The 26,270-nt window shown below is 59.3% G+C and carries 22 protein-coding genes; 6 read left to right on the forward strand and 16 right to left on the reverse strand.

Features of this window, described 5'->3' with window-relative positions:
- Positions 1-12: 12 nt before the first annotated feature.
- The 3 genes from MLD04_RS06615 to MLD04_RS06625 are packed head-to-tail and all read right to left on the reverse strand — an operon-like array spanning position 13 to position 3,515.
- Positions 13-738: a lysophospholipid acyltransferase family protein gene (locus tag MLD04_RS06615; protein ID WP_248155973.1), complete on the reverse strand. Its 726-nt coding sequence runs from the start codon at positions 736-738 to the stop codon at positions 13-15.
- 51 nt (positions 739-789) lie between these two features.
- Positions 790-1,392, reverse strand: a complete 603-nt coding sequence (locus MLD04_RS06620) for a class GN sortase (RefSeq protein ID WP_248155975.1) — start codon at positions 1,390-1,392, stop codon at positions 790-792.
- Complete coding sequence (locus MLD04_RS06625; RefSeq protein ID WP_248155977.1) at positions 1,389-3,515, reverse strand: marine proteobacterial sortase target protein; 2,127 nt, start codon at positions 3,513-3,515, stop codon at positions 1,389-1,391. The genes MLD04_RS06620 and MLD04_RS06625 overlap by 4 nt, the downstream gene beginning before the upstream one ends.
- Positions 3,516-3,688: 173 nt before the next feature.
- On the opposite strand from MLD04_RS06625, the gene pdsR reads away from it, so the two are divergent.
- From pdsR to MLD04_RS06640, 3 genes are read left to right on the forward strand one after another with little or no spacing between them, the layout of a single operon-like run.
- Complete coding sequence (pdsR, locus tag MLD04_RS06630; RefSeq protein ID WP_248155979.1) at positions 3,689-4,390, forward strand: proteobacterial dedicated sortase system response regulator; 702 nt, start codon at positions 3,689-3,691, stop codon at positions 4,388-4,390.
- A gap of 3 nt (positions 4,391-4,393) precedes the next feature.
- Positions 4,394-6,418: an ATP-binding protein gene (locus MLD04_RS06635; RefSeq protein ID WP_248155981.1), complete on the forward strand. Its 2,025-nt coding sequence runs from the start codon at positions 4,394-4,396 to the stop codon at positions 6,416-6,418.
- Positions 6,419-6,434: 16 nt separating this feature from the next.
- Positions 6,435-7,742 (forward strand): DUF3422 family protein, encoded by a 1,308-nt coding sequence (locus tag MLD04_RS06640; protein WP_248155983.1) that lies wholly within the window; start codon positions 6,435-6,437, stop codon positions 7,740-7,742.
- Positions 7,743-7,745: 3 nt separating this feature from the next.
- Here MLD04_RS06640 and MLD04_RS06645 read toward each other — a convergent pair whose 3' ends face one another.
- Positions 7,746-8,525, reverse strand: coding sequence for an ATP-binding protein (locus MLD04_RS06645; RefSeq protein WP_248155985.1), 780 nt, complete (start codon positions 8,523-8,525; stop codon positions 7,746-7,748).
- A gap of 85 nt (positions 8,526-8,610) precedes the next feature.
- On the opposite strand from MLD04_RS06645, the gene MLD04_RS06650 reads away from it, so the two are divergent.
- The 3 genes from MLD04_RS06650 (at position 8,611) to cysK (ending at position 10,602) form a co-directional block, all read left to right on the forward strand.
- Positions 8,611-9,057 (forward strand): methylglyoxal synthase, encoded by a 447-nt coding sequence (locus MLD04_RS06650; protein WP_248155987.1) that lies wholly within the window; start codon positions 8,611-8,613, stop codon positions 9,055-9,057.
- 57 nt (positions 9,058-9,114) lie between these two features.
- Positions 9,115-9,552: a thioredoxin TrxC gene (gene trxC, locus MLD04_RS06655; protein WP_248155989.1), complete on the forward strand. Its 438-nt coding sequence runs from the start codon at positions 9,115-9,117 to the stop codon at positions 9,550-9,552.
- A gap of 78 nt (positions 9,553-9,630) precedes the next feature.
- On the forward strand, positions 9,631-10,602 hold the full coding sequence (cysK, locus tag MLD04_RS06660) for a cysteine synthase A (protein ID WP_248155991.1): 972 nt from the start codon (positions 9,631-9,633) through the stop codon (positions 10,600-10,602).
- 125 nt (positions 10,603-10,727) lie between these two features.
- Here cysK and MLD04_RS06665 read toward each other — a convergent pair whose 3' ends face one another.
- The 12 genes from MLD04_RS06665 to tagH all read right to left on the reverse strand — a co-directional run bounded on the left by MLD04_RS06665 (position 10,728) and on the right by tagH (position 26,251).
- Positions 10,728-11,024, reverse strand: a complete 297-nt coding sequence (locus tag MLD04_RS06665) for a type II toxin-antitoxin system RelE/ParE family toxin (protein ID WP_248155994.1) — start codon at positions 11,022-11,024, stop codon at positions 10,728-10,730.
- Positions 11,024-11,419, reverse strand: a complete 396-nt coding sequence (locus tag MLD04_RS06670) for a type II toxin-antitoxin system ParD family antitoxin (protein WP_248155996.1) — start codon at positions 11,417-11,419, stop codon at positions 11,024-11,026. Before MLD04_RS06670 ends, MLD04_RS06665 begins: the two co-directional genes overlap by 1 nt.
- The gene (locus MLD04_RS06675) at positions 11,409-12,263 is read right to left on the reverse strand and encodes a DNA ligase (protein ID WP_248155998.1); all 855 of its coding nucleotides are present in this window, start codon (positions 12,261-12,263) and stop codon (positions 11,409-11,411) included. The genes MLD04_RS06670 and MLD04_RS06675 overlap by 11 nt, the downstream gene beginning before the upstream one ends.
- A gap of 49 nt (positions 12,264-12,312) precedes the next feature.
- The gene (gene tssM, locus MLD04_RS06680; protein WP_248156000.1) at positions 12,313-15,894 is read right to left on the reverse strand and encodes a type VI secretion system membrane subunit TssM; all 3,582 of its coding nucleotides are present in this window, start codon (positions 15,892-15,894) and stop codon (positions 12,313-12,315) included.
- Positions 15,895-15,928: 34 nt separating this feature from the next.
- Positions 15,929-17,365, reverse strand: a complete 1,437-nt coding sequence (gene tssA / locus MLD04_RS06685; protein WP_248156002.1) for a type VI secretion system protein TssA — start codon at positions 17,363-17,365, stop codon at positions 15,929-15,931.
- An 18-nt stretch (positions 17,366-17,383) separates the two neighbouring features.
- Positions 17,384-17,971, reverse strand: coding sequence for a type VI secretion system-associated protein VasI (vasI, locus tag MLD04_RS06690; RefSeq protein WP_248156004.1), 588 nt, complete (start codon positions 17,969-17,971; stop codon positions 17,384-17,386).
- Between the two features lie 38 nt (positions 17,972-18,009).
- Positions 18,010-19,575, reverse strand: coding sequence for a sigma-54-dependent Fis family transcriptional regulator (locus tag MLD04_RS06695; RefSeq protein WP_248156852.1), 1,566 nt, complete (start codon positions 19,573-19,575; stop codon positions 18,010-18,012).
- A 172-nt stretch (positions 19,576-19,747) separates the two neighbouring features.
- Positions 19,748-22,366, reverse strand: coding sequence for a type VI secretion system ATPase TssH (tssH, locus tag MLD04_RS06700; RefSeq protein ID WP_248156006.1), 2,619 nt, complete (start codon positions 22,364-22,366; stop codon positions 19,748-19,750).
- Between the two features lie 11 nt (positions 22,367-22,377).
- Positions 22,378-23,214, reverse strand: coding sequence for a type IVB secretion system protein IcmH/DotU (icmH, locus tag MLD04_RS06705; RefSeq protein WP_248156008.1), 837 nt, complete (start codon positions 23,212-23,214; stop codon positions 22,378-22,380).
- Positions 23,215-23,217: 3 nt separating this feature from the next.
- The gene (gene tssK, locus MLD04_RS06710) at positions 23,218-24,552 is read right to left on the reverse strand and encodes a type VI secretion system baseplate subunit TssK (RefSeq protein ID WP_248156010.1); all 1,335 of its coding nucleotides are present in this window, start codon (positions 24,550-24,552) and stop codon (positions 23,218-23,220) included.
- Positions 24,552-25,085 (reverse strand): type VI secretion system lipoprotein TssJ, encoded by a 534-nt coding sequence (tssJ, locus tag MLD04_RS06715; RefSeq protein ID WP_248156012.1) that lies wholly within the window; start codon positions 25,083-25,085, stop codon positions 24,552-24,554. Before tssJ ends, tssK begins: the two co-directional genes overlap by 1 nt.
- On the reverse strand, positions 25,082-26,251 hold the full coding sequence (gene tagH, locus MLD04_RS06720) for a type VI secretion system-associated FHA domain protein TagH (RefSeq protein ID WP_248156014.1): 1,170 nt from the start codon (positions 26,249-26,251) through the stop codon (positions 25,082-25,084). Before tagH ends, tssJ begins: the two co-directional genes overlap by 4 nt.
- Positions 26,252-26,270: the final 19 nt, after the last annotated feature.

Consider the following 26,270-nt stretch of genomic DNA (forward strand, 5'->3'; position numbering starts at 1 on the left):
CCAGGCTTTGCTTCAAGCACTTCGAACGGAAGCGGCCGGGGTGATGGAGGCAATGGCGTCGGCCATCTGCTGATGACACCGGGCCATCAGGTCGGGCAGATCGGCCGGCGTCAGTCCGCGGGTCTCTACCGGAGGCAGAATCCGGACGGCCACCGGCTCCCGACGACCACTGAGACCGCAAGACCGGTCCGCGTACTCACTGGCGCACACCATGGTGATGGGAAGACCGGAAGCAATGGCAGCATGGAATGCGCCCTTCTTGAAAGACCCAAGCCCCTTACCATGACTGCGGGTCCCCTCCGGGAACACCCAGAGACTTTTTCGATCATGGGCAAGGGTGTCGCCGACGGTCTGCATGATGGCGACGGCTTTCTGCGACCGCGAACGGTTCAGTACCACATTGCCTCCCAGCCAGAAAACCTGCCCGAAGAACGGCACCCAGACCAGCGCAGACTTGCCAACGGTAACCGTACGGGGGGGCAACAGATCGCCCATGATGAACAGATCGTCGTTGTGCTGGTGGTTGGCAATGACAACGGTCGGACGATCCAGCGGCATATTCTCCCGGCCCTGAACCGGACGTTTCATACCAAGGAGACACCGACCAACCCGGGCTACCGTCCAGCCCAGCAGACGATTGTTATCCGGATTGAACGGACGCGCGCAATACAGCAACAATGCAAACAGACAGACCACCGGCACGCTCAGCCAGGCCAGTAATTTTCTCAGAACACCCATGTGTAAAACGATCTCTGTTATCGAAACAAAGCGTACAAGTGTACGCCAGGGCTATAGTCCCGCAACAGTATCAATTTGTTCCCGCCAGTGGCCAGCCAATGCCCCCTTGGCATGGGCGGTCACGACGTAACGCATTGGGCCGCCCGGCTCCAGACTGTCAAAGGGATAGCAGGTTACCAGCATCAGGGTGTCGGAGGGCAGGCGGCCAGCATCGATCCTGCCCGAACGGCTGTCCACCACCTGCGTATCCGTCACCCGGAACTCTTTCCAGGCCCCCGAACGGGCCTGCAGCCGGATAGCGCTTCCCGTCTTGAGGGCTTTCAGGTGCCGGAAATGCGTGTCCCGATGACCGGCAATCACGATCGGTCCCGGCCCCCGGTCACTTCCAAGGAGGCGGCCGGGGCCAAACGCCAGACTCTCGCCGGATGCGCCTTCCAGCACGATCATGGACTCCGACAGGTCGGGCCAGCTCATCCGTGCCACTGGCCAGGTATCCGCCCAGGGCCAGGGCCGGGTGTCGGTCTGACGGGCCTGCGTCTCGGCCCATGCCAGTTCAAGCAGCTCCTGGGCCACCAGTGCTTTCAGCGGAATCCACAGGCCAAACACCAGCACCGTTGCCGAGCTTGTGAAGAGACTGAGCAGCCAGCGATTCATGCCACTGCCCTCCGGCGCAGGAGCGCAATGGCCAGGGAGAACATCAGGCCCACCAGGCCAACAGCCGTCAATAACGGCGCCAGGGTGGCCGTTTGCGGGTACCGAAGCATACCCGCCTGACTGCCTTTGGGAAGCAGCGTGGGTATGCTCTCGCGTGCGAGGGGCACGTCCGCCGCCCTCGCCGGTGTGGTATCCACTGCCACGAAACTGGTGTAGGGCGAAGCCAGTGTATGGGCCATGGCGAGCCGGGTAATCTCCGCCTTATCGGGTTCTTCGTTGGCCAGTTCCGCCTGATCCAGCAGGCTGTTGATCCGGGCACGGGCCCACCGACGATGCAGGCCCTGCGCCGGCGCGGCCTGCTGCAGATCCAGGGATCGCGACCAGCGCTCTCCATCCGGACTGAGGCCGGAGACCGTCAGCGTGCCACTGGCGGGCACCCCCTTGACCACCTGAATGAGCGGCTCTCCCTGAAACAGGTCCCCCGGCCGCGCCGGGTAGGCCTCTGCACCAGCGGGCCACGACGTTTGAATATCGGTCAGAACCGGCGAGGACATGGCCGCAAACAAGGCTTTCAATGGCCCCTCCAGATCCGAAGGATCCCCCACCGACGTATAGGTGCCCCGCCCCCATTTGGCCGCTTCCCTCATGAAGTACTGGTTTGGCGCGGAACCAATGCCCACCGTGAACAGCCGTTGGGAACCGAGCTGGGCACGAATCTGTCGAAACAGTGCCGCCTCATTGCCAACCGCACCGTCGGTCATGAACACCACCTGGCGTACCCGACCTGCTTCCGGCTCTTTATCCCCGGCGGACGACCCGAGGGCCAGTGTCAGGGCCGATGCCATTTCGGTGCCACCATCCGCACTCAGATTGCGAACATAGCGTTGTGCGCGGGCGAGATTGTTGGCATTGGCCGCCACCGGTTCCATAAACAGCGCATGGGGCTGACTGTTGAACTGGATCACGTTGAAACGATCACCCGCACGCAGGGTTGCAAGGCCCCGGTCCAGCGCCGACCGGGCCTGGCGAATGGATTCACCGGCCATCGAACCGGACGTATCGATCACAAAAACCAGATCCCGGGGCAGCGGCGTCTGGCCGGTTTTACCCGGCAACACCATTGTCATCAGGTAGTCCTCGCCTTCGAACTGGTCGTGAAACACGGCGGCGACGGGCGCATACCCCTGAGCCGGTTGCCAACGGAGTACGAAGTCCCGATCCATCAGCACCTTATGTCCTGTCGGAGACACTTGAACGGTGCCGCCATCGCGGCGAGTGTCCAGCGAATGACTGGGGCTGGTGATTGAGGTCAGTGGCACACCGGCCTGGATCTCCACATCGATATCCGCCCGATGACTGTCAGAGGCAACATCGGTCGGCGTCACGGTATACGGGCTGATGGCACCAGCGTCGGGCACCACTTGGGTGGCCAGTGCCCAGCCGGACTGCCACTGATCGGGCTGGGCTTCCTCGACGGGCGGGCCCGGCATAAAGCGGGGCGTCAGGGTCGTGGGCAAGCGCAGCTCAAAAATGCCATTGCGGTACTGGACGGGCTGCTGATAGGCCATGTCGACGGTCACGGTCTCACCCGGGGGAATGTTCGCAATCCGGGCGGTGAACAGGTTGGGACGCTGCTGTTCGACATTCACGGCCTGGTGCCCGGTCTGCTTCGCCCGGGCGTATTCCTTCCGGGCTGCGAGCCGGGGCCGCACCTTTCCCTCGATCCTGCGCTCGCCCACCACCATTGCCAGATCGTACACGCTGGCCTTGTCGGGCAGCGGAAACACGAACACACCTTCCTGCCACTGGTCGCTGGTGTTACGGAAGCGTCGCACCAATCGTGTCTGTGCAATCATCCCGCTGACGGTGACGTCGAACTGGCTCCCGAGCACCAGCGCCGGTTGCCGGTATCGCCCGCTGGCGTCGACGAAGTGCAATACGCCGGCCTCACCCTCGTCCGCAGTGGCCGCATCGGCATACAGGGGCTGGACGAACAGCAACATCAGGAACGCCAACCAGAGGGTAATCCCCTCCACAAGGCGTCGCAGCCTCCGCGAGGCTCGTGTATTCGTCCGGTCCATCCGTAACAGGTTCAGGGAAAGCATCATCGCAACATCCTTCATTTGGTGAATCCCATGGATGGCAACGATTTCAGCAAGCCCGAAGGCAGATACCGTGGCAGACTGCGACAATCCGGCGGCGAAATATGATCAATTGTGGCAGGGGCCGCCCCGGTTCTTGTTCTGACCCGATGGCGTGGTTAAATAAGGACAGTCACGAACCACAGCAGGGACCCATGAAAAAGCACATTGTTCTGATCGAGGACGAACCGGGCATCCGGGACAATTACAGAGCCGCGTTCGAACGGCGGGGCTATCGCGTCTCGGCGTTCGGTGACCGGGCATCGGCCTACCAGGCGCTGCGGCAGGAACTGCCGGACCTGGCCATCATCGATGTTGGTCTCGGAGAAGAGCCCGAGGGTGGATTCACGCTGTGTCAGGACCTTCGGGCCCTGTCGATGACGCTCCCGATCATCTTCCTGACCGCGCGGGACAGCGACATAGACACGGTCCACGGCCTTCGCCTGGGCGCCGACGACTATGTGACCAAGGACATGAGCATCGACCACCTCCTGGCCCGGGTCACCGCCCTGCTGCGACGGGCCGATGCCTGGGCCCAGGCACTGCAAAAGCCGGACGAAATCCTGCACCGGGGACGGCTGACCCTCAACGTCGACCGGATGACCGTCGCCTGGAACGACCAGCCCGTGGACCTGACGGTTACCGAATTCTGGATGCTCCATTCCCTCGCCCGGCATCCCGGCCACGTTCGCAGCCGGGATCAGCTCATGGAGGCGGCCAGTACCGTTCTGGATGACAACACCGTGACCTCCCACATCAAGCGGATTCGACGGAAATTTGCCCAGCTGGACAACGAGTTCGATGGTATCCAGACCGCCTACGGCATGGGCTATCGCTGGAATGCCCATGAGGCCTGACTTTTGAGCCTAAAACGCCAGCTGTTCATCGCCAGCCTGCTGATGCTGCTCATTCCCTGGGCGGGCCTGAAGTTCGTCCTTGAACTGGATACCGCCCTGCGGGACCAGGCCAGCCAACAGCTGGACAACCAGGCAAAACGGCTCGCCGATCTGGCCGGAGACCAGCTCGTGGGCATCCCGCCGGTCACCAGCGATACACCGATCCTGTACGTCACCCCTGTGGACCAGCCCATGGAACTGGACGGTTATGCCGCGGACTGGCCCGGTTACGATGAAAACGGCAGTGCTCAGTATTGGCAGACGGCCTCCGAAAGCGGGCCCGGTACGCCAACCCTCAAGTGGCAGGCCGCCAGCGAAGGTCAGTATCTCTACCTGCTGTTACGCCTCGGCCACCCGACCTCGTTCTATAATCCCGGCTCGCCGGAACAACCCCATGATCGAGTCCAACTGTGGCTGCAACCCTCGGCAGTGCGGGTAGACGCAGCATCGGGACGGGACGGCTGGCTCCTGAGGCCTTCCGCCCCGGGCGAGCTTTACGCCCTTCGCGAACCCCGGCCCTACCGCCCCGACTATCGGATCAAGGGCGCCTGGCAGGCGGTCGCCGGCGGTTGGCAGCTGGAACTGCAAATGCCCTTGCCATCGGCCTATTCGCGCCTTGGCTTCGAGGCCCGCTGGGGGCCGTCAATGGCATCCGGAACGGGCACCTCGCCGTTACCCGTTGTGTTCCAGCCGGACGCTGCACTGGAGCGGGCGCTGTTCCGCCAGCTCAGCGCGGGTCAACAGGCCCGGATCATCGAACCGGCAGGCTGGGTGATTGCCGACACGGACCGTCCCACGGACACGCCCTCGCCCGATTTTGACAGCCTCAGCCCGATGCAGGTGATTGAACAGATCAGCTTGAACGCCCTGCGTCAGCTGATTCAGTTTTACCAGCCGGATCCCGAACAGATCGACACCGGGGAACGCCAGCTGCAAACCGCCCAGTTGCCCACGGAGGGTCTGGTGCGGCATCCGGATGGCAGTCGCTGGCTCCTGACCACCCAATCCCTGTTCGGTGGTCGCACCCTGGTCCTGGAACAATCCATCGATCAGCTCCTGAGTCTGTCCGGCTCGACCCTGGGCTCGGTGATTGCCCGGAGCACGCTGATCATTGTCAGTCTGACCCTGGTGCTGCTCGGCTATGCCAGCTGGCTGTCCTGGCGCATCACCCGTCTCCAGAAACTGGTGAACGACACCGTGGACGAGGACGGTCGCATCACCGGTACCCTGCCACAGCCGCGGACGGGCGACGAACTGGGCCAGCTGCAGGCGCACTTCGGCCAGATGGTGCAGCGCCTGCATGGCTATAACCGCTACCTGGAAAGCTTCTCCCGACGACTGTCCCACGAACTGAAAACACCCGTGGCGGTGGTCCGCTCCTCGCTGGAAAACCTGGGCCACGCCGAATCCGACGAGGAACGCCAGCAGTATCTCGACCGGGCGAGCACAGCCACCCAGCGGCTCCAGCAGATACTTCACGGCATGAGTGAAGCGGCCAGACTGGAACAGAGTTTTGACCATGCCGACAAGGAGCCCTTCGACCTGGCCGAGGTCGCCGCAGAGGCCACCAGCGCCTACCAGAGTCTCGATCCTGGGCATGTCATCCGGTACCAGGGACCGAATCAGGGCTGCCCCATGCTTGGCTCACCGGAACACATGGTGCAACTGCTCGACAAACTGGTGGACAACGCGCGGGATTTCACGCCGCGGCAGGGGCTGATTGAAGTCGCCCTCAAATCCGTACCCGGACAACTCGAACTGTCGGTGTTCAACGAGGGCTCACAGCTCCCGGGCGGCGACTCCGCCGACATCTTCGGCGCCTTTATCTCGCATCGTGACGGAAATGGTGAAGGCCACCTCGGCCAGGGCCTGCTGATTGTGCGCCTGATTGCCGACTACCATGGTGGCCGTGTGGAGGCCGCCAATGAGTCCCTTGGTCGCATTGACGGTGTCCGCTTCCGGGTTATTATCCCCAATACACCCACCTGAAGCACCGGAACGCCTTGTGAGCACGCCACTGAATCAACTGGACGTCCACCCCCTGAGACAGACGCTCTACAACGAGCTGCATTCGCGCCCGTTCCAGGTACTGCCAACACGGGCCCGGGTGACCCAGATCGCTGTTCTCACCACGCCGGAGCAGAAACTTCAGCAATTCGAGCATCTGTGTCAGCTGCATCGCCAGCTGGGCTACCCCGAACCCAGCGAGGACGTGGGGTGTTTCGAGAAAACCTTCGGCACCTTGCGGGTGCGGCGGGAAATGCACATGGAGTTCGCATCCTATACCTTCACCAACCTCGCCGAGTCGGATCGCGAACCGTTTGTGGAGACCGGCGTTTCGCCCCTGCCTGACGGATGGCTGGCGCAGCTCGTCGGCACCGTGATTGCCGCGTTTCACGTAGAGATCCGGCCCTCGTCAAACGATGCGGAAGACGACCTGGCCTACGTTCGCCAGCATTTCGAAGGGTTGAGGCTGGTGGGCAGCAGCCCGCAGGAAGGGGCCGCCCGGGTATGGGGTACCTTCCGGCTCCACAGCGACGGTTTTGGCCGATTCATGGTGCTCAATCACGAGATGTCGGACAGCCAGCTGGGGCGACTCACCCAACGCCTGATGGAAATCGAGACCTACCGGTTAATGTCCCTGCTGGCCCTGCCGGTGGCACGGGACATTTCGCCGTTCCTGAACGACATGGACCAGCAGCTGGCCACGATCAACCAGGCACTGGCGGACAACCAGGCGGTGGACGAACCGGGTCTGCTGAAGGAGCTGAGCCATATTGCCGCCCGCATCGAAGCGTTCCGGGCCCATTCCACCTTCCGTTTCTCCGCCACGCGGGCCTACCACCAGCTGGTGCTGACCCGGCTCGACGAACTGCGCGAAGACGAGCTGTCCGGACACCTCACGCTGACCGAATTCATGACCCGGCGGCTGACCCCGGCGGTGAAAACCTGCGAAGCGGTCAGCGAACGGCTGGAAGATCTGTCCCGACGGGTAGACCGCGCCTCTGACATGCTGCGCACCCGCGTGGAAATGGCCATCCAGAGCCAGAACCAGCAACTGCTGGCCTCCATGGATCGGCGCTCACGCATCCAGCTCATGATGCAGCATACGGTAGAAGGGTTCTCCGTAGTGGCGATTTCCTACTACCTGGTTGGCCTGCTGAAGCTCGGTCTGGACACCCTCTACGATGCCGGCCTGGTGTTCAATAAAAGCCTCGTGCTCGGCATCGCCATCCCGGTCATTATGGTGGCGGTATTCCTGGGCATACGGACCATCCATCACCGGTTTATCCGGATGGCCCGACGCCAGTAGGCATCAGATAAAGCGGGCATCCCCCGCCATCTGGCGGTAGAACTGCTGGGCTGTCCGGCCGTTGCGAACCCCCTTGCCGGTGGCGAACCGGATCGCCTCCTGGTGTAGCGCTTCCCGATCCTGAACGTCCGGGAACAGGGCATCCACCGCTTGCAGGTAGACGTCCTGGGAGAAGGGGTAGAAAGACAGCTGCAGACCAAACCGATCCGCCAGGGACACCTGCTCCTCAATGGCCTCGGCCGGGTGCAGCTCGCCATCCCGGACTTCGCTCTTCAGGTTATCGCTCATGAATTCCGGCATCAGGTGGCGGCGATTGGACGTGGCGAACACCCGCACATTCTCAGGCGGCAATTCCAGAGACCCTTCCAACACGCTTTTCAGCGCCTTGTACCCGGATTCGCCAACGTCGAACGAGAGATCGTCGCAGAAAATCACGAACCGGAACGGCAGGTCGCAGATGTCGTCGACAATTTCGGGCAGGTTGACGAGATCGTCCTTGTCGACCTCGATCATCCGGAGCCCCTGCTCCCGATACCGGTTCAGCAGCGCCTTGATCAGGGAGGATTTCCCGGTCCCACGGGAACCCCAGAGCAGCGCGTTGTTGGACGGTTCCCCAGCCAGAAACCGCTCGGTATTGCGGGCCAGGGCCTGCTTCTGTCGGTCAATCCCCGTCAGGTCGTCCCAGGTGATCGGATCAAGCCGACGAATCGCCCGCAGGCCGGACCGATGCCGACGCCAGACAGCGGCCGGCGTGTGTTGCCAGTCAAAAGTCGGTGTTTCCATAAAACCTCTTTCCAGTTTCGCGTACCGCGCCGTTGTGGAACACTGAGCACACATCGACATTCCCAGACAGGAGACTTTACCGCAAATGGCCGTAAAATCCGTCGCCCTGGTGGCGCACGACAACAAGAAACAGGAACTGGTGGACTGGGCCCGGGCCAACCGCACCCGCCTGGCCCCTCTGCGACTCTATGCCACCGGCACCACCGGCCGGCTGCTGCGAGACAGCCTGGAACGTGACGATCTCACCTGCCTGCTGAGCGGCCCCCTTGGCGGCGACCAGCAGATCGGCGCCAAAATCGCCGAAGGCGAAATCGACCTCTTGGTCTTCTTCTGGGATCCGCTGGAACCCCAGCCCCACGATCCCGATATCAAGGCACTCCTGCGCATCGCGGCGCTGTGGAACATCCCCGTCGCCTGCAACCGGGCCACCGCGGAATTCATTCTGACGTCCGCCTATATGACCGACGATGCCCACCATCCGCAAAAGCCGGACTTCTCCGACTACACCGGTCGCAACGTGACAGCGACTTGAATTCAGCCCCGGCGGGCACTATCTGAATTAACAGAGTGATTAACCGAGGACCTATTGATGTCTGACCCTCTCCAGATCAAGTGCCCACACTGCCTGAGAACCAACCGGGTTCCTGCTGCCCGACTGGCGGACAAACCCAATTGTGGCGCCTGCAAGAAGCCCCTGCTGAACGGCGACGTGGCCAACGTGGATGACGCCTCCATGGCCAAATATGTCGGCCAGTCCGACCTGCCCGTGCTGGTGGATTTCTGGGCCAGCTGGTGTGGACCGTGCAAGGCCATGGCCCCGGAATTCGAACAGGCCGCCCGGCAATGGGCCGGCAAGGTCGCGTTTGCCAAGCTCAACACCGAACAGGCCCAGCAGGCGTCAGCCCAATACGGCATTCGCAGCATTCCCACCCTGATCCTGTTCAAGGGCGGCCGGGAAGTTGCGCGCAAGAGTGGCGCCATGCCCGCAGCCCAGCTCTCCGCCTGGATCAACAGCGAGTTGGGTTAACCCAGATCATCGCCGAGAGCCCTAACAGCCCGGTGCCGGGGTGCTATGATGGCCTCAAAAAGCAAAAAGGAGAACGCAATGGCCAACATCTATGACGACAACTCCCTGTCCATCGGGAACACACCCCTGGTCCGGCTCAACCGGGTTAACGACGGCGCCACCATCTGGGCCAAGATCGAGGGCCGTAACCCGGCCTATTCGGTGAAGTGCCGCATCGGCGCCGCCATGATCTGGGACGCCGAGAAGCGCGGCACCCTGAAGCCGGGCATGACCATCGTGGAGCCCACCAGCGGCAACACCGGCATCGCCCTCGCGTTCGTGGCCGCCGCACGGGGTTACAAACTGATCCTCACCATGCCCTCGTCCATGAGCCTGGAGCGGCGTAAAGTCCTCAAGGCGCTGGGCGCCGACCTGGTCCTTACCGAACCGGCCAAAGGCATGGCGGGCGCCATCGCCAAAGCCGAGGAAATATTTTCATCCGATCCGGACAACCATTTCCTGCCACAACAGTTCCAGAACCCGGCCAACCCTCGCATCCACGAAGACACCACCGGTCCGGAAATCTGGAACGATACCGACGGTGCCGTAGATGTGTTCGTCGCGGGCGTCGGTACCGGCGGCACCCTCACCGGCGTCTCCCGCTACATCAAGGAAACCCGGGGCAAACAGATCACCACCGTGGCGGTCGAGCCTACCGACTCACCGGTTATTACCCAGGTAATGAACGGCGAAGATCCCAAGCCAGCCCCTCACAAGATCCAGGGCATTGGCGCCGGCTTCGTGCCGAAGAACCTCGATCTCGATCTGGTGGATCAGGTGGAAGCGATCTCGAACGAAGAAGCCATGGACATGGCGCACCGCCTCATGCAGGAAGAAGGCATTCTCTGCGGCATCTCCTGCGGCGCAGCCGTTGCAGCCGCCATCCGCGTGAGCAAACAGCCGGAACACAAGGGAAAGAACATCGTGGTGGTCCTGCCCGACTCCGCCGAGCGCTACCTTTCATCCGCACTGTTTGCGGAACGGTTTGGGGAGTTGGAGAACGTGCAGTAATACGACCATGAACGGGGCGTGAGGGAGAATCCACGCAGCTCTTACGCCCTTATTTCATTTTTTCCACGAATGGCTCTTCATAACTTCATTGACAAACAGAACAGTAAAGCCCGGCTCTGTCCCTGCTAAATCAGATGCTCTTCAGGCAGCATACGCTCGTGAAGGATGCGGATAATTTCGACATCACTATCCAGGGAAATCTTGTAAAAAATAATATGACTGCCCAGCGGATACTGACGATAATTGGGGCTTATCTCAAAACAGGTTTGGCCCAATTTCGGATTATCCTTCAAAAGGTGGAAGCAATGGTCGAACTGAAGAATATAGTGGTTCCGTTGTTCCCGACCCCATTTAGTTTCCGTGTGCCGTGCAATTGATCTAAGGTCAGTTTTAGCCTTCCTGGAGAGCTTGAAATTCGACATCAGCGTCCTTCGTCGTCAAGTTCACGAATAAACGAATCGTATGAATATTCCTCAAAACCACTCTCTTCGCCTTCCTTAAGCAATCTACGAAGAGATTCCAGACGAGCTTCAGATTCTTCCAGCAGACGTAACCCTGCACGAACAACCTCACTTGTTGAGCTGTATCGACCACTCTTCAATTGATCTGCAATAAATGAATCAAAATGCTGACCAAGAGTAATGCTGGTGTTTTTCTGCATAGCCGGCTCCTTAATATACCAATAATTGGTATATTCTGATTCCTCTACCTTGGCTTTGCAATCCAAGCGGAGGGATGGGACCTGCAATAGCTTTACCAGACCGTTGCACATCAACAAACCGCCACCTTCACCAAAACAAAGGAAGTTAGGGCTCATCGTCCCGGATCCGCAAATAGCTCGCAAAGCGGGGCAAACCAGACGAAGTGTATCCATGGAATTTAAACGTCACTGTCTGACCTGGCTCAGGAGGAGACTCACGTTCGGCGTCTGAGAAACCAGTACCGATACGGAAACGGCGGCCACTCGGCAGTTCGACCAACAGTGCACCCATCATCCCCTCGAATTGACCCCGGCCCGGGATCTGCTCAACCACAACCGCTTCGCGATCCTGAAAGGGTTTCACCTTCAAAAGATCGTCCGAACGACCGCCCAGGTACAGACTCTTCTTACGTTTGAGCATCAACCCCTCTCCGCCGGCAGCGACGGTCTGGTCAAGTTGCTCCATCAGGGCTCGGTGGGAGGAAATGGGATGCTGGCGAACAAGCGCCAGATATGGGGAACCCGAGTCTGCCACGATAGCCCTCAGTTCCTCATACCTCTCCGAAAAGGGCGTGTTCTGCATAGGAAGATCAAACACATGAAAGGAGACCCTCCTCCAATCCTGGTCAACTGGAACCTGTGTACGAACAATCCCGGACAGCTCAGAAAATCGACCTCGTCCCAGCCAGAGTTCTCCGTCTAATGGATCGTCAGGGAACCTCTTGGTGAACCATTCCGGACTCTGATATTGATGCCCTCCTCGCGACCAGAGATGCTCGCCATCCCAGTAAGCCCTAACACCATCCAGCTTTTCACTGACCCAATACTCACTCAGGTCGGTCCCTTGATGATAGACATTCGCCAGGGGTAATTCTGGCGGCGCCCCATGGACGTCAGTAGTGACAGAAACCAGTACTAATAAGACTGTTCGCAGAAATATGCTCTGATTCAGGACGGACATGGCAATTCCTTTGCCTTAGCGGTTGCAATCATTCAGAAAGCGAGCGGATTTAATATAAGCTTCGGGGTAAACGGTAGCCTGCCAATAACTGCTGCGTGAACGGGTTGATATTACTGGCAGCATGCAAGCGATAGCGCATTTCTCCATCATCCACTTTGAAGCGAACATCCACCGCACTATCGCTGACACCCGTAATGTCCGCACGATCCAGCAGACGAAACAACGCCCATGGACCGCTTTCGGACAGGCTTCGGGGCGACCGGTTGACCTGTACCGGAACCAGCGTAATTCGGCTTTCAACCGTGTCCCGCAGAGTGTTTGGCCAAACCAACGGGGTGTTCTGACGTGGTCCGTGACTGAACTCTACCAACTGGCCGTCCACGTTCACGACACTGCGGCGCTTGTTTGCAGACAGATTGAGGGGTTCCAGGGCAAACTCAACATCAAGATTCCCGTTCAGGGTGAAATATGCGGACCTGATCCGCTTTGCGCGATCAAGAGCTTTCAGCACGTCACGGCGCACCAGACTCCTCGTTCTGGCATGTGCAACCTGCTCGGGATAGTCTTCGAGAAAGGGTTTCAGTTTGTTTTCGTAAAACGTCTCAAGGATTCCGTCCGAACCGAAGAAACGTTCGAAATCCGCCAACGCGACACTCTCTGTTGCGTCCGGGCTAAGCGGGTAACGACCGGCCAGGTTCTGCTGGAACGGCTGGAATACGTTCCGATACCATTCCCGCTCGAGTTGAGCCACCGCCTGATCCAGCACCACGCGCCAACTTTCATTCGCGACGCGGTGGAGAATTCTCTTCAGGGGTTCCGGCTGATTATCCGCCATGCGTTGTAGCACGAAAATTGGATCCGCCCCCTGGAGACCAAGCCTGGCCCGCGCAGCTGCGAGAGCTGCCTTGCCAACATCAGGGGCTTCCTGGATATTCCGCAGGTATTGGTGGAGATCACTGAGGACCTTCGTGATCTGTTCCAGTCCACTAGGCTGGTCGCCCACTTTCCGGGTGAGTTGATTAAGATCCGAAAACTGCCGCTGTATGTCGTTCAACATTCGAAGGTGCGGCGATTGTTCGAGGATATTACCGCCCGTCTCTGTATTTCCGCCTGTTTGAGGTATGAAAACCGTATTATCCCGCACCTTTTCCAACAATCGGGCCAGTGGTCGATCCCCACTACTCAGACACTCAAGAATTCGGACACCGTGATTGAGGTCCTGGAATCTTCGAACCGTAAAATGACTCAGCGCCCCTCTCCAGGCATCGACGTAATGTTTCGCATAACGCGTTTGCAACTGTGCCAGGAGTTCCTCTTCATCGGCGTCGCTGAAATGCACATCGTCCCGACGCCCCAGAACCCAGGCATCTATAAGGGCCAGCTCCGTCGCAGAGCGAGACTGTCCAAGAAACCATTTGTTAAGTCCCTCTCGGGTCAAGAGAGCCGGAATTACCAGCGGATCAGTTGTTCGAAAGCCATCAGATGCTGACTTGTCCGATGCAACCGCCGTCTGGAACGAAGAACTGAACGCCGGTCCGGACGCTCTGGCCAAGTCAAGCGGTGCCTCGAACTGCTGATCGGCACTGATCTCGAGGTCCCGATAGACTCGATCAGATGTCGACACACGCCCCAACTCATTCTGAGCCCATCGAACCGTACTCCGGAAGGGCGCCAAAACCATGTCAGCCGTCTCGTCGCCGTGCTCTGCCATCCTGGCAAGATCCGTATGAGCCATTGCGTATCGGAGGTGGTCCATCAGTCTTTTCTGCACATTCCGTTGGCCCGGGAAATGACGCTGCCAAAAATCGCTCATGTAACGGGTTACTATGTTCTCACGACGACCGCTGCCGTCGTAGAGCATCCGCAGTACTCGAAGGTGCTCCAGTCGTTCATGACTATCTTGAGATGCCTTGCTCATCTCAGTCATCACGCCGAGCATAATGGCCGGAAGGTACTGATAGGAAAGCATATCCAGGTAGGAGGCCTCCACTTTCGGGCCAATACGATGACCTTGGTAGAGTCCCATCTGGGCCACCATTGGCCACTCTTCACGGTAGCCTCCGAACGCTAGCATCGCTTCGCGAAGTTCATCCAAAGGTTCTAACAGGTTGCGGCCAGTCGAATCGGGCTCAACTCCCACCGGCTGCCAGTCATCCACAAAAGCACGCACCCGGGCCTCTACTTCTGTTGCAGCTTCGGCGTTACGAATAAAGTAATGCTGCCAGCCCGCAATCATTCCGGCGCCCGCAAAAATGGCTACCACACTGGCCATGGCGATTCGGTTTTGACGCCTTTGCACAACCCGCCGGTTATCGCCGGCCAGCCCAGCCTCCGGATATATGATTCCGGGGAACAGATGACGGGTAAACAGGCTGAGGGACTTGCCAGAGCGCTGCGCCGGCTGAATGGGCCCGACCATCCGGTAATTTGCAGCCGCCGCCGACACGAACGCATCCTCGGGCACCCCTTCCTGCAAGACGGACGTAAAATAGGTTCCACGCACCAGAGCGGGTGTGGAGAAGGCGTCCGCCGACAACAGTTGTGTCAGATAATGTTCGAGTACAGGCTTGAGCCCCGCCATCTGACGAGTGAAGGAGTAGGCCGCCGCACGCTCTTCTGCATCCCGTGTGTTTGCCAGAATCTTCGGAAGCCGGTCTCCCAGGCCTTCAACCAGCAACGTGAACTGCTCCGAAAACTCGTCGAGCCAATGGTCCTGATCGGACCCATTGCCGATCGTAAACGTGAAGCCCAGCGCCTGCTCCTTCTCCTTCTTATCCAGAGAGCGGGCAAACGGAGCAAAGCCGTACAGCAGGTCCATCTTGGTAAAGCTGACATAAACCGGCAAACGGGAGCCCAGTTGGTCCATCAGCTCACGGAGTCGTGTTCGAAGCAATATCGCCCTGCCCTCACGCTCCTGCTCGCCAAGCATACTCAGTTCAGCCAGGTCGACCGTCACGACCACACCGTTCAGAGGCCGCTGCGGTCGATTGTGCTCGAGCCAGCTCATGAAGTGTTGCCATAATCGCTGTTGCACCTCGGCACTTTCACCCTGCTCCGGATTCTGGTCCAACAACGCACCATCCGGGTCAATCAGCACACCGTCATCTCCTATCCACCAGTCAAACCCAAACGGATTGCGATCGGTGCGGTTGTTTCGGGTGACGTTCGTCAGTGTGTAGGTCTGGCCCGCTCGCTGAATCAGGCTGGTTTTGCCGGCGTCCTCCGATCCGATGACCAGATACCAGGGCAGACGATAGAGTCCCTTACGACCGGGGAGATTGCTCTTCAGGGCCGCCAACTGGCGGTCCAGAAGGCGTTGCTGTTTGCGTTCCATGGGCAGGATGGGGTCTTCCTGCTCCCGCTGTTGATCGGCCTTTTCCAGGTTGACCTTGCGGAGGCGGCGCGCAAGCATGATGCCCCAGACCATGGCTACCAGTAACACCACGGCCAGTGTCACCAGAGCCCGCATCTGCCAAGCCGCAAATGGATATCCTCCATTGAACGACCAACGGGGGGCCAGCCACCAGGTGGCTACCAGCAGTGCGATTACTGCCAACATCAGAATGATCGGTGCCGCACCGCGGATGTAAGGAAGTAGCCAGCGACCTACGAGTAAAGCCTTTCTCCACATGGTATCCATTCCTGCAATCAATCCTTTAAAAAACTCAGGCCAGCCTTTCGAGAACCTTGATCAATTCCGGCTCCCACTCCTCAAGCTCCCGCCCCTGAATCTGACGACGCATATCCTCGATCTGATGAGCCGCCAGCGACGCCATCCCGGCATCCCGTAATACCCGCGCATTGGAAAGCCGCCAGTAAAACCTCTCTCTCGGTTGACGAGCATCCGAGAGCCCCTTCTCCATCAGCTGCAAGGCATCGTTCAATGCGTTTTGTGCGAGTAGTTCCCGGGCCTTTTCATAGGCCTTATCCCAGGGATTGGCTTCGGCACCACCACCACTTCCGTTTGACGGCGACGCCCAAAGCCAACCTGCAGCTTCCCTCCTCAGAAAAGGCGTGCCGTCATTGAACGTAAGCTCCGGGATTTGCGGCAGGCGCTCGACAAATTCCCTCAACGCCTCGCGAATGGCCTCGGCACAGGGTTCGTTACCGAGTGCCGAGGCAATGCGGGCGCTCAGCCAATGCCCGTCAAGCCAGAACGGGCTGACAGAGAGGCTCTGCTCCACCCGTTGCCAGAGGCCGAGATCCGGCGCTTTTTCCAGGGCCTCCTGATACTCGGCAACCCGATCTCCGCTGACCGCAGCCAGATCGGTCCGCTTACCATCCCGGGTGGGTGGCGCGTTAGTGACGCCCAACCAGATGGCATAGCGTCGCATCCGATAGCCGAGTGGGCTGTCAGGTTCACTGGTGGTCAGCATTTCAGACACCTTCAGCAAACTCTGCCGGGTCGCCCGCTCATTGCCCGGGTCCAGGGTGAGCTGGCCCAGTGAGCCTGGAGGCCCCGGCCTCGATTCCGCTTCCTTTGAGCGAGCCGCAGGGGTGTCGCTTGCCGCTGTCTGGGGCTCGGTGCCGCCGGCTCCCGTTGGCTCAATCATTTCGAGCCTCTCGATACTGCGCGTGATATCCAGCAACAGTTCATCGGGAAGTCCCTGCCGTTCAGCCTGGCCCACCAGCGTTGAAAGGAGATCTATACAGTAACTACGTCCATCCCCGGCGCCACCGTCAAAACTCAGACCCTCCACTCCCTTCTCAGCGCGCTGGAGCATCTGGGTGAACATCATCCTGCGGGCACGGGTTCCTTTTTCACCAGGATACGGCCAGGCCTGATCCCACCAGCTATCCAGTACCCGGTGTAGCAGATACAGCGACAACGCGAACCGCTCGCCGTTGCCTCCGCGCTGGAGTGCTAACAGGAGAAAACCGAACACCTTGAGATGCTTGCTCCGATCCGAAAGCAGCCTCAGCGCCTCCGATTCCACTTTCACCCAATCGATCTTGTTGTGGGCAAGCGATCCCACTTTCATGATCTCGTCTTCCAGGAACTCCAGCGTTGCATCCTCTTCCAGGGCCTCACCAACGCCATCTTCGCCGGCAATCGGATCCAGAACCTGCTCAACATAGGGATGCTGCACTATGATCTGCACACTCAGCCTCCTTGCCCTCTACCAGCCACACGCCAAACGTACAGGGCGAATGGTTGTTTCAAATCCGGTCAGGTCAAACACAAGACCATCCAGTTCGCTGCGCTGTGCATTAACACGAATATCGGGTTCGCCAAGCATCGCTTTCGCGGTTCGTATCGACGGAAGCCCCCGACCGCCACTGACGACGAATCCACCATCCCGCACCCGCCAATTGGCCGCGCGCTGATTGCTGATAGCCACTCGCACCCGTTCCGCATTGAGTGCCCGTGGCAGCATGACCGACAGCTCGGTGATGTTGTTCTGGCACTGCAACACCAGCAACGGCCGGGGAGGCTTGACCCCGAGCGCAGGAACGGTCACCAGCAACCCTGCCGCCCGCCCGGTATCCCGATAGATTGCCGTGTCAGTCTGACTGGCCTGGGCGAAAGCCTGACGCCAACGTTCGGGCTGGTTCGACCTGGGAGCTAGTACGGTTGACGAAGTCACCAACGGCGTCGCAAAAACCCGATCAAAGCAAGCGAGGCGCGCCAACCGGTCAACCTTATTCACGCAGGCACGGGCTTCCTCGAGTTCGCTGGCCGACACAGGTAAAACCAGGATGAGCATAAACACAGCCGAAATCGGCAAATGACCTCGCACCAATTTCATGACTCCGATACCTGATACTTCAGGCACTTGTGAGCCAGAGTCCGCTTGGGCAGCCCCAGACTTTCGGCCGCCTGGGCGCGATTGCCACCATACTGTTGGAGACGCTCCCGAATGACCGCCGCCTCAAAAGCCTGAGCCGCAGCCTTCAGGTCCCGAATATCGTTGGAGGTGGGCACGCCCGTCATGGTCTTGGGCTCGACTTCTGCGGACATACCAGTTCCGGAGGCGCAAAACGGATCCTCCAGCCTGAGCAGTTCCGGCTGTATGTCATCTCCCGCCGGGGTCTGCAAACAGGCCAGTTCAATAATGTTGCGTAGCTCCCGTACATTGCCCGGAAACTCATACCTGGCCAGAGTATGCAAAGCGTGGCTGCTGATGCCTTGAGGCCCGGCACCTTCCCGCTCTGTATACAAACGAATGAAGTGTCTACTCAGCGCCTCCAGATCCTCTGGGCGCTCCCGCAACGGCACAATGCGCAGCGGGAACTGGTTCAAGCGGTAAAACAGATCCCGGCGAAAACGCCCATTTTCAATGCTCTGTTGCAGGGGCTGGTGAGTGGCGGCTACCAAACGGAAATCGGAGTGTTGCTCCTGGCTTGCGCCAAGGGGCCGGAATTGTCGGCTTTCCAACACTCGCAGAAGCTTCGACTGCAATGCCATAGGCATATCCCCGATTTCGTCCAGAAACAGGGTGCCGCCATTGGCTTGGGCCAGCAGGCCCTCCTTGTTCTGCTCAGCGCCGGAAAACGCGCCCTTGGTATGGCCGAACAGTTCGCTTTCCAGCAGGGTATCGGGTATCGCCGCGCAATTGACAATGATAAGGGGGCCAATGCCGCGCTCGGACATCTCATGGATGCCTCTGGCAACGACATCCTTGCCACAGCCCGTCTCACCCTGAACCAGCACAGACAATCGGCTGCCGGCAGCACGAATGACCTGGGCCCGGAGCTGGTTCATCACGAGAGAGTTGCCAACCAGCGTTCTGGACAGCTGTTCGCTTCTCTGTCTCAAGGATTCGCTGTCGTTCAATTGATCCAGGGAGCGTTTGAGAAAGCGCCGCTGCCAGCCTTCATCACGGCTCTGCAACCGCGCAACCCACAGCAGGGTCAGCAGCTCTTTCAACCCCCGATAAAGCGGTTGGCTGACGATACCGTCCCAGTCACCGCCATCCCGGCACATCACCAGGATTCCAAGGATTCTGTCGTCGGCCCCTTTCAGCGGCTCCAGCCAGAGCGATCGCGGCCGGTTGCTGGTCTCGAACAAGTCCTGAAACCCCGGATGATCCAGCCGATAGCTGGCCGCACGAGTCAGTTCCCGGGGCTTCCCGGTTTGCAGAATATGACTGAACGGGTGACTGAAATCACTGCAATCGAACTCGCCTTGAGCCGCGAGGTCGCTGCAATGTAGGAGACGACCGCTCAAGTCCAGTTCCAGTGCCCAGCAACGAGTCAGCCCGAAGGCAGTCTCCAGTTGTTTTGTAGCGGTGCGCAGCAGCTCTGGCAGCGTTTGCTGCTGTACCATGGCAACCGCCAGTTCTATACCGGTGTGCAGTTCCATCTGCATCCGTCCCATTTTTTCAGTCCCTTTCAAATCAGATCGTGCCGCCCGCGTGCCATGAGGCTCACCCTCTACAAAACACGCTGTGAATACTTCCCTGTACGCTCGGCTCCGCCATCCATGGCTCCGCACGGTTTCGGAGAGGGTGAGCCCCATGCCCCGCTACATCGGTTCGCAATTAAACAACCGTTCCGACAAAACGATTGCTATCTACAGACAGCGTCACTTTTTCCACAGGCTCTTTTGCCGCCAGTTTCTCCAGCAACGCCAGCGACACCGGTGGCAGCAATTCCCCTTCAATGATGGATTCGAGCATTCGTGCGCCGTTTTCGCTTCGGTGTGCCCGCGAGCGGATGGCTTCCACCAGGCCCTGTTCCAGGATCACTTCGGTCTGGTAACGCTCGCGAATCTGGGCCGCCAGGCGTTCGAGCTTGTCGCCGATAATCCGGTTCAGGGTTTCGTCTCCAAGCGGCAAGTACGGCACTACTTCCATCCGGGCCAGTAGCGCTGGCTTGAAGAATTGCGAGAGTTCGGGGTAAAGCGCTGCTTCGATATTTTCAGGCTGCTCAGCGTGATCGACGATGGCCTGGTAGCCCAGGTTGGAGGTCAGGAAGAACACGACGTTCTTGCAGTCGATCAGCCGGCCTTCGCCGTCGGCGAGTTCGCCCTTGTCGAAGGCCTGGTAGAACAGGTTGAGCACTTCCGGGTGGGCCTTTTCCACCTCGTCCAGCAACACCACGGAATAAGGCTTCTGGCGGAGAGCTTCGGTGAGGATCCCGCCCTCGCCAAAGCCAACGTAGCCTGGAGGAGAGCCGATCAACCGGGAGACCGTGTGCTTTTCCTGGTATTCGGACATGTTGATGGTGGTCAGGAACTGGCGCCCGCCATAGAGCAGCTCCGCCAGCTGCACCACGGTTTCGGTTTTACCCACGCCGCTGGGCCCCACCAGCAGGAAGGCCCCCATGGGTCTGCCCGGGCGCCGCAGATCGGCACGGGCGGTCAGCAAATGCTGATGCAGGCAGTCGATGGCTGTGTCCTGTCCCTTGATGTGGGCTTGCAGATAGTCCGGCAGCTGGGTAATTTTTTCGAGTTCATCGGCGGTCATGCGATTGACAGGAATGCCGGTCCAGTCAGCAATCACTTCGGCCACCTGATGCGCATCCACGCGGGCATGAATCAGAGGTTCGTCTGCCTGTAGCGTCGCCAGCTTCTGCTCAACGGCTGCGGCCTGACGGCTCAGCGCCGGTGTTTCTTCGTCCGCCTGATCATCCTCAGGCTCTTCATTGCCTGATGACAACAGACGTTGTCGGATATCAATCAGCTTCGCGACCAGATCACGCTGTTCGCTCCAGCTCTGTTCCAGCTCAGTTGCCTCACTTTCCAGCTCGGATTTTCGACTTTCCAGGACGGCCTCTCGTTCGCCGTCCACGGTTTGCCCGAGTGTATGCTCCCGTTGATGGAGTTCCTGTTCCATCGACAGCTGGTGGATCTCGTTCCTTACGTGGCTGAGCCGACGCGGCGGCGTGCTCAGGTTGAGGCTGACCCGGGCACAGGCGGTATCGAGAACATCAATGGCCTTGTCCGGCAGCTGGCGGCCTGCCAGATAACGAGCGGACATTTCCGAGGCCGCTTTCAGTGCGCTATCGGCAATCAGTACGTTGTGGGCTTTTTCATACACGGTTCTCAGGCCCCGCAGGATATGAACCGCCTCCCGGGGGCTGGGTTCGTCCAGGGCCACCGGCTGAAAACGGCGGCTCAGGGCCGGGTCTTTCTCAAAGTACTTTTTGTATTCCCGCCAGGTGGTTGCGGCAATTGTCCGGAGCTCGCCGCGCGCCAGTGCGGGTTTGAGCAGGTTGGCTGCATCAGAGCCGCCCTCGCTGTTGCCGGCTCCGATGAGTGTATGTGCCTCATCAATAAACAGGATAATCGGCGTTGGCGATCCTTTAACGGCTTCGATCACACCTTTCAGTCGTTTCTCAAACTCACCTTTGACCGAAGCGCCAGCCTGGAGCGCGCCCATATCCAGGGTCCAGAGTTCAACCTTGCGCAGGCGCTCAGGCACCTCCCCGGCAACAATTCGCAGCGCCAGGCCCTCAACCACCGCACTTTTACCCACGCCAGCATCACCCACCACAATCGGGTTGTTTTTTCGGCGGCGGCAGAGGATATCGATCATCTGGTCAATTTCTGTATCCCGGCAAACAACCGGGTCCAGTTTTTGTTTCCGGGCCAGACCAGTGAAATCCGTGGCATAGCGTTGCAGGGGATCCATATCCGCTGCGGCAGCCTTCGAACCTGCATCCACCTTGCCCAGCTCCGGGCGCTCGACTGAACCTTCGGTGCAGCGGTCGTAATGGCGGCGAATCTGTTCCCGGTTGATGTCGCCCAGCGCCTGGCTGGCCGCGGGCGTCAGATAGCGGTCCGCATTCATCAACAGGGCAAGAAAAATGTTCCCCGACCGGAGTTCCTGATGCTGGAGTTCTGTCGAAGCCAGCAACCATGCATCCTGGAGCAGTTCAACCAGCAACGGCGAGACCGAGGGATAGGGCTCGGCGCTTTGGCGTTCACCGTTGAGGCTGTCGCCGAGTAGAGCCTGGACGGCCTGCGGATCAATGTCGCTGTGATCAAGAATCTGGCGCACATCCGAAAACGGTGTATCCAGCAGTTTGAACATCAGATGTGCAGGTGTAATTTCGGCACCCTGACGGCTGATGCATAGAGCCGCAGAGGATTCCATTCCCTCCCGGCAGATTTCATTCAAGCGGCCGAAGAGCGCCGGCAGTTCAACCCGAATCACTGTCAATATCCTTATTTCGGTAGTTGGTCGAGCACGCTGAGCACATCCCTGATGCGTTCATCCAACGCCACTCGGTAGAGTGTGAAAACACCAGCCATGGCGGCCAAAAACAATCCGGCAATCCCCCAGATCGGAAGGCCGCTGCGCAGGCGGTTTCGAGCTGGCATCACATTCTCCGTGGCATCCGGCATTGCCGGACGCTCAAGATTTCGTGCTTCACCATCCGGGATTTCGTAGAGGGTCTCGTAAAGTCCTCGTACAATCTGCTCGTACTCTTCCCGACCGTTCTCCATCACCTTGTAACGGCCCTCGAAACCGAGGGACAGGCAAAGATAGATAAAGGCCAGCATCTCGTGATATTGCGCCGGTTCCTGTTCCATGCGCGCAAGGATGGCGAACACTTTTTCGCCACCCCAGGTTTCATTGTGGAATCGCGACAGTAGCGAGTGCTGGGACCAGACACTGTGCGCTCCCCAGTCGGTGCCAAGAACCGCCTCATCAATCAATGCGCAAAGTACATAGCGATAGGCCACGACCGTGGGGCGTTCATAACCCTCCTCAATCAGCTCCCGGTCAATATCCGCCACGTCGTCCACAACCTGCTGATACAGGCTCTCTACGCCCCGGAAGTCGGCCAGCCGGCGAACCCGGATAACCAGTCCTAGCAGAGGCGTTGCCGCATCGATCAGTCGGTTGCTCTCCAGCCCCCGCAACTGGAATTGTGGATCGTCAAAACTGACACCCTTGCTCACTCGCTGACTATTTTGGTTGGCAAACAGCAACTCGCTGAATTCGCTGCTACTGCCTGACTCGCGATCAGATGCATCCATTAACGCTGTGTCCTTCATGACCTAGCTCCTGATTGCCCAGAACTGCATTTCCATACCCGGGAAATTGCCTGCGACGTGAAAGGCGAAACCGCTGGCGTTGTCCAACATCTGCCAGGCCTGACTCTGATCGTCCAGCCGGAAGTAGACGAACCCGGCATGGTATGGCAGCTGGCGGGGTGCCACCGGCAATGCCGACAACGGGATACCCGGAAGCTGAAGACTGATGAGGTCACGGATTTTCTCTACCGACGCCACCTTGCACTGCTGGGCAAACTGTTTGCGGAGGTCGTCCGGTGGCATGTCAGCTTTCACTGCAAGGATGAACTCGGCGCTCTGCATCAACTGTGCATCCTGCACCGGAGCGACAGTCAGACCGTACTGGCGCTGTTGTAACTGGACGGCAAGCGCGCGCGGCTCCAGGACCGTACTGAGTGACTGCCTGAGCACCTGCATCAGGGGGCTGAAACAGGCCTCCGGCAAGTCATGATCATAGGCCGTGTATTCCTGGGGCAGGCGAGACTCATCGGTGAAGGTGACCAGCTCACCGCACAGCTCCAGCAGCGCCTCAAACAGTCGCTCCGGATGCAGTTGTCGCAACCGGGCGAGGTGCATGAACCTGGGATGGCACCGGTTCAGCATCTGCAGCAGCATGAAGTCTGACACATCAGCGACACCTGTCTGGCCGGGGGCACCGACTCGATCGGCCAGGTTCCGAGCCCTTTCCCGCATCAACCCGGCGATCTCGCCGACAAAACGTTGAAGCCTGTGCGCCGCCCTGACACTGAGTATGGTCGGTATGAAGTTCGGATCCATGACCAGGCTGCCGTCCGGCCGTTTTTCCAGGATCCGGCCGATAGAAAGGGCAGCATAGGCACTGCGGTCTTCCTGCTCCAGCATCAGTCTGGGCGCCACCCGGGCGACGTCTATCATGTGGGCATCACCATCAAGGGAGTGTAGATCCCTGATCTCTGCGCTCTGCGCCCTGAACCTTCCGGTGACCGAGCCATCCGGCCACTCCACTTCCGACAAGTTGTCGCTGCCAAGAGGCAAGGCCAGATAGACCACCTGGTTGGCCACAGACGCGTCGCTGATCTCCAGCGGCTCAGGCATCACATCATCCTGCGGCAGGTTGAATCGGGTACCATCCGGGAAAAGCCCGGCCCCGCGCACCAGCCCCACCCGGCCAAAGCTCAGGTATTCGGCATTCAACTCAAGGTCACTGAAGCCATAGAGGTAATCCGATACCGCCAGGGCACGCTCGTTAATCTGGTGTTCAAGATATCGTTGCTGCTGCTGGAAGTGTTGGGGTTTGATAAACAGTCCGTCACTCCAGACCACGCGATTGGTGACCGTCATCAGGATTCGTCCGAGCGTTTGAGTTGAACTTCCCGCTCACGCAGGTTGATCAGCAGGTGGTAGCGACTGCCAATGGGGTCCACCTTAACCACTTTCTTCCATTGCGAGAGATTGGGATACGCGTAAAAGGCAATGATGCCGACAAAGCGGGTGTCCTCACTGATCTCAAACGGCTCAACAAACTTGAACTGGCCGGGCACCAGGGAATAGTCACTGTGATCCACGTAGTTCTGGCCCAGGGAATCCTCCAGGTTGTTGAGCAGGGAATCGAAATCGCCAGCCATCAACAGGGAGCTGTCTCGCATCTCGATAACCTGAAAGGCGATCGGCGTTGGCGCCAGGGACTTGTTGGGGTTTACATCCGGCTCTGCAACCATAGTGAGGTCCACCCGGCTGGGCAGGTCCTCGGGGTAGCCCACAGGGATATCCGGGTCCCAGAGTACCTTGGCGGTCTTGGTAACTGCGTTGTACGGCGTGCTGCATCCTGCGAGCACAAACACAATGGCCAGCAAACTCCATTTGCAGGTCTTCACTTCAGGTTCTCCCTTTGTAGTTGGCGCAGATGTTGGTCGTAGGCCTGATCGAACACCTCCTGAAACAGTCGTTCGAACCCCTGCTGACGACTGGAATTCAGTTCCCGGTAATAATGCTGATACATATCCCAGGCCCACTGGCTCTCGTCTTCACTTTGCCGCAGCCCCCGGCGATAGCCGTGAAAGCGGCGTAATAGCGCTTCCGGTGAAAATGCATGCAGAATCGCATCGAGGGCCTCGCGGATGGCTACCCGGGTCGCCTGCTGGTGCTGATTGAGGCTATCAAGACTTTCCTTGACCGCCGCCGGCGCGGAGAGATGAACCGGGCTGCGCTGACCGGCGAACAGTGTCTGGATGGTATCTTCATAGGACTCGCCGAGGCGCAGAGGGTTGTCTTCGATAGGTTGCAGCCGGGTTCTCAGTGCCCGGTGATGGATGTCTTCTCCTCGATGCAGCGCCAGCAGCCCCTCCACGGTTGCCTGCAGGGTTTGGCCCGCCTCTTCAAGAAACAGATGCATCTCACCGCTGTCGGCAAAGTCGAGTCCACAGTCCATACCATTGATAAGCGGTACAACGCCAATGTGCTTGCGACTCTGATCCTCCTGGTGTCCTCGCAGTCTGGATGTTTCGGGAGTCTGCTCGGCGTCTGGCCAATGCAGCATCGGGTCATTAGTTTCGACAACCGGGGTAACCGGTTCGATGCCTTCCAAGGGTTCACAACCTCCGGGTTCGGCATCGCGCACCTGCGCCCTTGCCAGCTGCGCGGACTGACCATTGATCAGCCGGTCATCGTCCCCCGAACTCTCGGGCCAGGCTGTCGAAGGGTCATCGCCAACGAGTTCAGCGCGGATCTGGTATCGGCCGATGGCCAGCATGTCACCGTGGTTCAGCCTTGCCCGCCGGCCACGACCAACCGGCTGGCTGGCACTGTTAATGTAGGTACGGCCACTGCGGTCAATCAGACAGAAATCACCTTCCATGAACCGCACTTCGGCATGCCCCGCCACGGCGCCCGTGTGCTGTGGGGACAGACGCCAGGTATCATTGGCCGCGGTCCCGATAGACCCCCCGGCGGCGTCGAAACGATGTTCAACGGCGACACCACCATTCATGGCCGTTGGGTTGGTGACGGTCAGTTTCAGAACCGTTGCTGGTTGCCTTTCCATAATCAACTTCCCTGTATCG

The organism is Marinobacter koreensis, assembly GCF_023156285.1.
Lineage (GTDB): Bacteria > Pseudomonadota > Gammaproteobacteria > Pseudomonadales > Oleiphilaceae > Marinobacter > Marinobacter koreensis.